Annotated in this window: 8 protein-coding genes; all 8 read right to left on the reverse strand. The window is 68.7% G+C overall.

Going from position 1 to position 8,068, the window contains the following annotated elements:
* Positions 1-2: 2 nt before the first annotated feature.
* The 8 genes from atpB to prfA all read right to left on the reverse strand — a co-directional run bounded on the left by atpB (position 3) and on the right by prfA (position 7,944).
* Entirely contained in the window at positions 3-824 is an 822-nt protein-coding gene (atpB, locus tag ACFWBT_RS26510; RefSeq protein WP_385704831.1) for a F0F1 ATP synthase subunit A, read from the reverse strand.
* Between the two features lie 225 nt (positions 825-1,049).
* Entirely contained in the window at positions 1,050-1,487 is a 438-nt protein-coding gene (locus ACFWBT_RS26515; protein WP_266762826.1) for a hypothetical protein, read from the reverse strand.
* A 293-nt stretch (positions 1,488-1,780) separates the two neighbouring features.
* Complete coding sequence (locus tag ACFWBT_RS26520; protein ID WP_385704834.1) at positions 1,781-3,133, reverse strand: MraY family glycosyltransferase; 1,353 nt, start codon at positions 3,131-3,133, stop codon at positions 1,781-1,783.
* Between the two features lie 129 nt (positions 3,134-3,262).
* Positions 3,263-4,501, reverse strand: a complete 1,239-nt coding sequence (gene glyA, locus ACFWBT_RS26525; RefSeq protein ID WP_385704837.1) for a serine hydroxymethyltransferase — start codon at positions 4,499-4,501, stop codon at positions 3,263-3,265.
* A gap of 70 nt (positions 4,502-4,571) precedes the next feature.
* Entirely contained in the window at positions 4,572-5,240 is a 669-nt protein-coding gene (locus ACFWBT_RS26530) for a protein-tyrosine-phosphatase (protein ID WP_385704840.1), read from the reverse strand.
* Positions 5,237-5,884, reverse strand: a complete 648-nt coding sequence (locus tag ACFWBT_RS26535) for an L-threonylcarbamoyladenylate synthase (RefSeq protein ID WP_266762819.1) — start codon at positions 5,882-5,884, stop codon at positions 5,237-5,239. The genes ACFWBT_RS26530 and ACFWBT_RS26535 overlap by 4 nt, the downstream gene beginning before the upstream one ends.
* A gap of 101 nt (positions 5,885-5,985) precedes the next feature.
* Positions 5,986-6,831, reverse strand: coding sequence for a peptide chain release factor N(5)-glutamine methyltransferase (gene prmC, locus ACFWBT_RS26540; RefSeq protein WP_385704843.1), 846 nt, complete (start codon positions 6,829-6,831; stop codon positions 5,986-5,988).
* 36 nt (positions 6,832-6,867) lie between these two features.
* The gene (gene prfA, locus ACFWBT_RS26545; protein WP_385704845.1) at positions 6,868-7,944 is read right to left on the reverse strand and encodes a peptide chain release factor 1; all 1,077 of its coding nucleotides are present in this window, start codon (positions 7,942-7,944) and stop codon (positions 6,868-6,870) included.
* Positions 7,945-8,068 lie beyond the last annotated feature (124 nt).

Below are 8,068 nucleotides of genomic sequence, written 5' to 3' on the forward strand. Positions count from 1 at the left end.
GCTCAGTGGTGCTCGGCCATCGCGCCCTGGATGAAGGTGCAGGTCAGCAGCACGAACACGTACGCCTGCAGAGCCTGGATGAACAGCTCGAAGGCCGTCATGACGATGACCATGACGAACGAGACGCCCGCATAGGCGATCCCGAAGCCGTTGAGCAGGTACCAGGAAGCGATCGTGAACAGCAGCAGCAGGGTGTGACCCGCGAACATGTTCGCGAACAGTCGCACCGCGTGCGTGAACGGCCGGACGATCAGGTTCGAGAGGAGTTCGATGAACATGGCCAGCGGGAGAACCGGGCCCAGCGACTTGTCGTAGCCGCTGAAGTTCTTGAACGCTCCGACGAATCCGTGGCGCTTGAACGTCAGGGACACCCAGACGATGTAGACGATTCCGGCGAGTACCGCGGGGTAGGCGATGATCGCCGTGACCGGGAACTGGGCGACCGGGATGATCGACCACAGGTTCATCATCCAGATGAAGAAGAACAGAGAGACGACCAGAGGTACGTACTTCTCGCCTTCCTTCTTGCCGATCGTCTCGTAGACGACACCGCGGCGGATGAAGTCGTAGCCGGCCTCGGCGACCATCTGCAGCTTGCCCGGGACGACCTTCGGCTTACGGAAGGCGGCCCAGAAGAAGCCGACGACGACAAGCGAGCCGAGCAGCGCCAGGAGCATCGTCTTGTTGAAGTACAGGTTGCTGTCCGCGTCGCCCCAGAGGGGCTCGAACAGGAACGAGTGCAGGCCGGGAGCCGGGAAGCCACAGCCGTCGAAGATGTGGCAGTCGGTCTCGAAGGCGAGCACCTGCGTCGGGTCAGCACTCACCGCGGGCTCCTTCAGCGTGGCGCATAGGTACGGCAACCTCGTTGTGTCGGCGCGGCGCACGGCCGCGGTTCGGCACTGGACTGGTGTTACGGATGTGGGGGCGGCTGTGGGGCATCAAGCCTCGCGATTGAGCAGGCGTCAGCTCAGATGCCCGCGCCCGCGATGCCGCAGTTGGCACCGGACGATAGCAGGATCTCTTCGGCCCACTTATCCCGGCCCTACCCCTCACGACGAGTGGCCCTTCTTTTCGGGCTTGTCGCCCTTCGAGGAGTCCGGTTCGACGTAGAGAATCCTGGCCTTCATCTGGGCACGCGCCTGTGCGCCGATCCACACGAGGGTGGTGGCGACCAGGGTGAGCGCGAAGGCCTTGGGGTTGAACAGCGATGTGTTCTTGAACGCGGCGACAAAGATGAACAGCAGAAGAATCTGTGCCGTGTAGAGCAAGAGGCCCATCGCCTGGAACAGGTGCGGAAGCGATTTGGCAGTGCGCTGCAGAACGTAGAGCCCGAGCCCCATGAAGAGGAGCACGACCAGCGTCGCGACGACCGCCCCGATCGCTCCCTTGCCGCCGGCGACCACACCACTGACGACGGCGGCAATCGCGCCGACGGCAGCTGTGGGCACAGCGGCCTGAAGGAGAATCCGGGCGTCATTGGACGGCATGGCGGCAACTCCGCTTGCTAAGGGGGGCGTGTCGTCATGGACGAGCGTAGACCCGGGCCGAGAGAGAACCTCACGCCAAGGGACCGTCGTACTGGGGTCCTTCGGCTCTGCCCTGGGTTCTCGTGAACCGTATCACAAACTATTTGATGAGGTCTTTACCTGGTGGTGTGCCAACTGTCACACATGAGAGTGAAGGCGCGCGTCTGTGCATCCAGAGAACCAAGTTGTCTGGTATTGGGATGCTTTGCTACCCCACGATTTGGTCACGCGTTAGTCAGATTCTTACCTTCGCGTCAGCGCGAGGACTCGGCCTCACGCCGATCCAGGAGTCGCGAACGGGTACCAATGGCCGTCGCTCCGTTGACTCCTGAGACTCCGGCGGCCACCGGAGCACGGTGCTCACGCGCCTCGTCCGACCCGTCGGCCCCCGCCGTCTCATGGGTGACGGACGCCCCCGCCCCGGCCGCCACGACGGCCCTGCGGCGGCGGTAGCGCGGCGGTACGAGGTGCTCGGCCCAGCGCGGGGCGCGCGGTGTGAAGCGCGGCAGCAGGAGCAGCACGAGACCGACCGCGCTGAGCGCCGCGATGGCGAGCACGCTCCACATGGCCCCCGAGTTGACCGAGTACGCGAGGGCGCCGAAGGCGATCAGCGCCGACCAGAAGTACATGATCAGGACGGCACGGCTGTGCGAGTGGCCGACCTCCAGGAGGCGGTGGTGCAGGTGCCCGCGGTCGGCGGCGAACGGCGACTGACCGCGCCAGGTGCGCCGCACGATGGCGAGCACCAGGTCGGCGGCCGGGATCGCGATGATCGTCAGCGGCAGCAGCAGCGGGATGTACGCGGGCACCATCTGGTGCACGGTGCTGCGCTCGGAGCCGGAGAACAGGTTCAGCCTGTCCGGGTCGACCTGTCCGGTGACGGAGATGGCGCCGGCCGCCAGCACGAGACCGATGAGCATCGAGCCCGAGTCGCCCATGAAGATCCGCGCCGGGTGCATGTTGTGCGGCAGGAAGCCGAGACACATCCCCATCAGGATCGCCGCGAACAGCGTTGCGGGGGCGGCGGCTTCGATGCCGTAGCCGTACCAGATGCGGTACGCGTACATGAAGAACGCGGCGGTCGCGATGCACACCATGCCGGCCGCGAGACCGTCGAGGCCGTCGACGAAGTTCACGGCGTTGATCGTGATGACGACCAGCGCGACGGTGAGCAGCGTGCCCTGCCACTGGGTCAGCGCGACCAGACCGACGCCCGGGATCGGCAGCCACAGGATCGTCAGACCCTGGACGACCATCACGCCGGCGGCGATCATCTGGCCGCCCAGCTTGATCAGGGCGTCGATCTCGAACTTGTCGTCCAGCACGCCGATCAGCCAGATCAGCGCGGCTCCGGAGAGCAGGGCGCGCGGTTCGTTGGAGTTCGAGAAGACCTCGTTGAGGTTCCTCAGATGGTCGGCGACCAGCAGGCCGGCGCACAGTCCGAAGAACATCGCGATGCCGCCGAGCCTCGGTGTGGGTTCCCGGTGCACGTCACGCGCCCTGATTTCCGGCATGGCTCCGGCCACGATCGCGAATTTACGTACCGGCCCTGTCAGCAGATACGTCACCGCGGCCGTGATGCAGAGCGTCAGCAGGTATTCACGCACGGGCTTCCCCACAGGTCTCGCTGGCCATCACAGCCCCACACCCTAGCGATGCACGCATACGGTTGAGGACTTCCAGGTAGCGACGATGGTTGCACGAGTGGCTGTGCAGCCCGGTACGGGTACCCCCGGTCAGTCCGGATAAGGCGGAAATCTTCCCGTCAGCTCCCGCACTTCCTCACGCGCGGTCCTGCCCTCGACCTCACCCCGCAGTACCCCCGCGAACAGTGCGGCGACCCGGGCCATCTCCGCCTCGCCCATCCCCTGCGTGGTCAGCGCCGCGGTGCCGAGCCGCAGACCGCGGGCGTCACCGTGAGGCAGCGCACAGGTGTCGAGGACCATACCGGCGGCGGCGAGCCGGCCACGCGCGGTACGCCCGTCGACACCGAGCGGCGCCGGATCCACGGCGAGCAGATGGGTGTCGGTGCCGCCCGTGGTGATCACGAGCCCCTCCGCGGCCAGCCCCTCGGCCAGCACCCGCGCGTTGGCGACCACCTGATGGGCGTACCCCGTGAACGCCGGGGTCGCCGCCTCGCCGAACGCGACGGCCTTGGCCGCGATGGTGTGCATCTGCGCGCCGCCCTGGGTGAAGGGGAAGACGGCCCGGTCCACGCGTTCGGCCAGCTCGCTCCCGCACAGGACCATGCCGCCGCGCGGCCCGCGGAGCACCTTGTGGGTCGTCGCGCACACCACATCGGCGTACGGCACCGGATTGGGCGCCGCTCCCCCCGCGACGAGCCCGATGGGGTGGGCGGCGTCCGCGATGAGATAGGCGCCGACCTCGTCGGCGATCTCCCGGAAGAGCGCGTAGTCGATGTGCCGGGGGTAGGAGATCGATCCGCAGACGATGGCCTTGGGGCGACGGGCGCGGGCCAGGGTGCGCACCTGCTCGTAGTCGATGAGCCCGGATTCGGCCTCGACCCCGTAGCCGACGAAGTCGAACCAGCGGCCGGAGAAGTTCGCGGGCGACCCGTGGGTCAGATGACCGCCGAAGGGCAGGCCCATCGCCAGCACGGTGTCACCGGGGCGCAGCAGGGCGGCGTACGCGGCGAGGACGGCCGAACTCCCCGAGTGGGACTGGACGTTGGCGTGATCGGCGCCGAAGAGGGCTTTGGCGCGGTCGATGGCGACGCGCTCGGCGACGTCGACGATCTCGCAGCCGCCGTGGTGGCGGGCGCCGGGATATCCCTCGGCGTACTTGTTCGCCAGCGGCGAGCCGAGCGCGGCCAGCACGGCGGGCGAGGTGAAGTTCTCGGCCGCGATCAACTGCAGCGTGGTCGACTGCCGGTCCAGCTCACCGAGCAGGATCTCGGCGAGCTCGGGGTCCTGACGGCTCAGGACATCCGCTTCGAGCGTGGTTGCGACCGGCATGGTGGACTCCGGGCCTCGGCGGGGGACGCTTACGTCCAATGTAGAACCGGGACCGGTGGGACGCCCGGTGTTACGCCCGAGCGGGTACCCCTGTCAGAGCGGTGACGACCGGGTCCAGTGCCTCGTTGATCTCGTCCCCGATGGACCGGAAGAACGGCAGCGGCGCCCCGTAGGGGTCGTAGACCTCGTCGGCCTCCGCGGTCGGGGCCAGCAGCCAGCCGCGCAGAGCCGCGGCGGCCCGCACCAGGGCGACGGCGCGTTCGACCACGCCGTCCTGGAGGGGCGGCAGGGTCGCCGTGTCTATGGCGCGGACGAGACGGGTGAACTCCTTCAGGGTGAAGGTGCGCAGGCCCGCCGAGTGGCCCATGGAGATGACCTGGGCGCGGTGGTCGCGGGTGGCCGTCAGGACCAGGTCGGCGCGGATGACGTGGTCGTCGAGCAGCTCGCGCCCGACGAAGCCGGAGGGGTCCGCGCCGAAGTCGGCGAGGACGGTCTCGGCGTTGGCCTCCATGGGCGCGCCCTCATGGCCCCAGGTGCCGGCGCTCTCCACGATGAGGCCGCCCCACAGGGGGTCGCCGAGCCGGTCCGCCAGGGCATGCCGGGTCAGCCGCTCGGTGATCGGCGAGCGGCACACATTGCCGGTGCTGACGTGGAGGATGCGGAAGGACCCCTTGGGGGACCCACCGGTCCCCGTGATCCCCGTGCCTATCCATCCACGCCCCGCGTCAGGGGCTGTCAATTCGCCACCTCGAGGTCGGGTACGACCTTCCGGAGCTCCTCCGCCGACAGTGCGCCCGCGCGCAGCAGCACGGGCACCTTGCCGGTCACGTCGACGATGGAGGAGGGCACGTTGCCCGGGGTCGGACCGCCGTCCAGGTAGACCGAGACGGAGTCGCCGAGCATGTCCTGCGCGGCGTCGCAGTCCTCCGGCGCGGGGTGGCCCGTGAGGTTGGCGGAGGAGACGGCCATCGGACCGACCTCCGTGAGCAGCTCGATGGCGACGGGGTGCAGCGGCATACGGATCGCCACGGTGCCCCGGGTGTCCCCGAGGTCCCACTGGAGGGACGGCTGGTGCTTGGCGACGAGCGTCAGGGCGCCCGGCCAGAACGCGTCGACGAGCTCCCAGGCCATCTCGGAGAAGTCCGTGACGAGGCCGTGCAGGGTGTTCGGGGAGCCGATGAGGACAGGGGTGGGCATGTTGCGGCCCCGGCCCTTGGCGTCCAGCAGGTCAGCGACGGCCTCGGAGGTGAAGGCGTCGGCACCGATGCCGTAGACGGTGTCTGTCGGGAGGACCACCAGTTCGCCACGGCGGACGGCGGACGCTGCCTCACGCAGACCTGTGGTGCGGTCGGTCGCGTCGTTGGTGTCGTATCGCCGTGCCATTTAGCGGGCCTCCTCATACACGTACTGCTGGCTGGGGGTGCGGGGAAACGTGATGCGCGCGCACACGACGGCGCGGTGCGCCGGGACACCCTGGGCGGTGCTCACGGCATCGCCTTGCGGGCGGTCGCGAACCGCGGCCGGTTGTTGAGGTCCGGGTGGTCGGCCGCGTCGGCCCAGCCCCGCTCCTCGGTGAAGATCCACGGCACCTGGCCGCCCTGGGTGTCGGCGTGCTCGATGACGACGACGCCGCCGGGGCGCAGCAGGCGGTGCGCGGTGCGCTCGATGCCGCGGATGAGGTCGAGTCCGTCCTCCCCCGAGAAAAGGGCGAGTTCGGGGTCGTAGTCCCGGGCCTCCGGCTGCACGTACTCCCACTCGGTGAGCGGGATGTACGGAGGGTTGGAGATCACCAGGTCGACCTGGCCGTCGAGGTCGGGGAAGGCCGCGAGGGCGTCTCCCTGGCGCAGGTCGACCCTGGACCCCTCGACGTTCTTGCGCGTCCACCGGAGGGCGTCCTCGGACAGCTCCACGGCGTGCACACGGGAGCGCGGGACCTCCTGCGCGAGGGCGAGCGCGATGGCGCCCGATCCGGTGCACAGGTCCACGATCAGCGGTTCGACGACGTCCATCGCGCGGACGGCGTCTATGGCCCAGCCGACGACCGACTCGGTCTCCGGGCGGGGGACGAACACGCCCGGCCCCACCTGGAGTTCGAGGTAGCGGAAGTAGGCACGCCCGGTGATGTGCTGGAGCGGCTCGCGCGCCTCGCGGCGCGCGATCACCTCCCAGTAGCGGGCGTCGAAGTCCGTGTCCTTGACACTGTGCAGCTCGCCCCGCTTCACGCCGTGCACGAAGGCGGCGAGCTCCTCCGCGTCGTTGCGCGGCGAGGGCACGCCGGCGTCGGCCAGCCGCTGGGTGGCCTGGGCCACTTCCGCGAGCAGCAGGTTCACGCTGGTCCTCCGGGGCTGAGCTGTTGTCGTTTGCTGTTATGCGGCGGCGAGCTTGGCGGCCGAGTCCGCGTCGACGCAGGCCTGGATGACCGCGTCGAGCTCGCCGTCCAGGACCTGATCCAAGTTGTACGCCTTGAAGCCGACGCGGTGGTCCGAGATGCGATTCTCCGGGAAGTTGTACGTACGGATCTTCTCGGAGCGGTCGACGGTGCGGACCTGGCTGCGGCGGGCGTCCGCGGCCTCCCGCTCCGCTTCCTCCTGCGCCGCCGCGAGGAGCCTGGAGCGCAGGATACGCATCGCCTGCTCCTTGTTCTGCAGCTGGCTCTTCTCGTTCTGGCAGGAAGCGACGACTCCGGTGGGAATGTGCGTGATGCGCACCGCGGAGTCGGTCGTGTTGACGGACTGGCCGCCGGGGCCCGAGGAGCGGTAGACGTCGATACGGAGATCGTTCGCGTGGATCTCGACGTCGACCTCCTCGGCCTCGGGCGTGACAAGGACACCGGCGGCCGACGTGTGAATCCGGCCCTGCGACTCGGTCGAGGGCACGCGCTGCACGCGGTGCACCCCGCCCTCGTACTTCAGCCGGGCCCAGACGCCCTGGCCGGGCTCGGTGGCACCCTGGCCGCCCTTGGTCTTCACCGCGACCTGGACGTCCTTGTAGCCGCCGAGCTCGGACTCGGTGGCATCGATGAGCTCGGTCTTCCAGCCGACGCGCTCGGCGTAGCGCAGGTACATGCGCAGCAGGTCACCGGCGAACAGGGCGGACTCGTCGCCTCCGGCGCCCGCCTTGATCTCCAGGATGACGTCCTTGTCGTCGCTCGGGTCGCGCGGGACCAGCAGCAGGCGGAGCTTCTCGGTGAGCTCCTCGCGCTGCTTCTCCAGGTCCTTGACCTCGGCCACGAAGTCGGGGTCGTCGGCGGCGAACTCCTTCGCCGTGCCGATGTCGTCCCCGGTCTGCTTCCAGGAGCGGTACGTCGCGACGATCGGGGTCAGCTCGGCGTAGCGCTTGTTGAGCTTGCGCGCGTTGGCCTGATCGGCGTGCACCGACGGGTCAGCGAGCTTCTTCTCCAGATCGGCGTGCTCACCGATCAGTTCCTCGACCGCCTCGAACATCTCCGGCTCCAATGGGCTGTCCCCAGCTCCGTGACGGGCTCGGGGACGTAGGTACGGCGTGGGGGTCCCCCAGGTCCAAGAACGGGTGAGAGGACCGGGGGGGGTGGGGGCATGACCGCAAATC

The sequence above is a fragment of the Streptomyces sp. NPDC060027 genome, from assembly GCF_042737005.1.
Classification (GTDB): domain Bacteria; phylum Actinomycetota; class Actinomycetes; order Streptomycetales; family Streptomycetaceae; genus Streptomyces.

What these genes read in the sequence shown, in the direction of transcription:
- ACFWBT_RS26515 (WP_266762826.1), bottom strand. Translation starts at nt 1,487, where the DNA reads ATGCCGTCCAATGACGCCCGGATTCTCCTTCAGGCCGCTGTGCCCACA.
- glyA (WP_385704837.1), bottom strand. Translation starts at nt 4,501, where the DNA reads ATGCCGGTCGCAACCACGCTCGAAGCGGATGTCCTGAGCCGTCAGGAC.
- ACFWBT_RS26535 (WP_266762819.1), bottom strand. Translation starts at nt 5,884, where the DNA reads ATGGCACGGCGATACGACACCAACGACGCGACCGACCGCACCACAGGT.
- prfA (WP_385704845.1), bottom strand. Translation starts at nt 7,944, where the DNA reads ATGTTCGAGGCGGTCGAGGAACTGATCGGTGAGCACGCCGATCTGGAG.